Origin of the sequence: Kitasatospora sp. NPDC057512 (genome assembly GCF_042802135.1) — a bacterium.
GTDB lineage: Bacteria > Actinomycetota > Actinomycetes > Streptomycetales > Streptomycetaceae > Kitasatospora.
On record NZ_JBHVET010001285.1, the window covers coordinates 1 to 1106 of the forward strand.

At 65.5% G+C, this 1106-nt stretch carries 2 protein-coding genes; both read left to right on the top strand.

Features of this window, described 5'->3' with window-relative positions:
* Positions 1-372 precede the first annotated feature (372 nt).
* Positions 373-852 (top strand): DUF5753 domain-containing protein, encoded by a 480-nt coding sequence (locus tag ACFU6K_RS39515; protein ID WP_380671581.1) that lies wholly within the window; start codon positions 373-375, stop codon positions 850-852.
* The gene (locus ACFU6K_RS39520) at positions 849-1070 is read left to right on the top strand and encodes a DUF397 domain-containing protein (RefSeq protein ID WP_380671579.1); all 222 of its coding nucleotides are present in this window, start codon (positions 849-851) and stop codon (positions 1068-1070) included. Before ACFU6K_RS39515 ends, ACFU6K_RS39520 begins: the two co-directional genes overlap by 4 nt.
* Positions 1071-1106 lie beyond the last annotated feature (36 nt).

A 1106-nucleotide genomic window follows, 5' to 3' on the forward strand; every position in this document is an offset into this window, starting at 1 on the left:
GGCCTCGACATAGAGGCCGGGCGCGACGAGGACGGGCGGCCGATCGCGCATGGCGTCGTGCACCTCGACCCGGAGACGGGTGGAGTCGACATCGAGCGCGAGGTAGATGCGGTGCCCGGGCGGCCAGTGGTGGTGAACCGTCACCACTCGTATGCACACTGGTAGCTGAACGTCCTGGAGAGGTTACATAGATGGCAGTCGCAGTGCCAGCCGTACGGTATCGACGCATCGCCGCCGAGCTGAGGAGGCTCCGCGAGCTGAAGAACCTGTCGGCCGAAGAGGTGGCCAGCCAGGTCAACGGCGTCAACCTGGTGAAGCTCAGAGACGGCAGTCGACAACAAGTCCTACCAGTCCGCTTACGTCCCCTGACTCCTGCAGACCCGCCACCACGCCCACGCCATCATCGCCAGTGGCGTGATAAACAAGCCCAGCGTCGAGGAGCGCGTCGAAGTCCGGATCAACAGGCAGTCCGTCCTCACCCGGTCCGAGAACCCGCTGAAGCTGTGGGCCGTGATCCACGAATCGGCCCTGACGATGAGTGCCGCTCCGGGCGTGATGGCCGACCAGTTGGACAAGCTGCTCCAGTTCAGCCAACTCCCCAACATCAAAGTCCAGATCATGCCGTCCATGGCTCCGCCGCATCCCGGAATGACCGGGCCGTTCGCGCTCCTGGAGTTTCGACAGCGCGATCTCGACCTGGTCCTGCTCAGCGGAACGCTCATCAGCGACTGGGTGGAGGATCCGGACCAAGTCGACATCTATCGAGCGGCGTTCGACGAAATCATGGCAACCGCCTTGGATCTGGACCAGTCGCGCAACCTCATCGCACAGAAGAGAGAAACGCTCAAGTGACCCACTTCCCTGTCGCCTCCGCGCTCCCCATCCGTTGGAGGAAGGCAACCGCCAGCAACCCCAACGACGACTGCGTCGAGGTCGCCGACAGCATCACCGGCATCATCCCGGTCCGCGACAGCAAGGACCCCCACGGCCCCGCCCTCGGCTTCACCCCCGAGGCCTGGCAGTCCTTCCTCGCCGGCATCCGCACCGACGACTTCCCCACCACCCCCTGACCCGTCTCCCCCGGGCGGCCCCGCGCACCCCGCGGG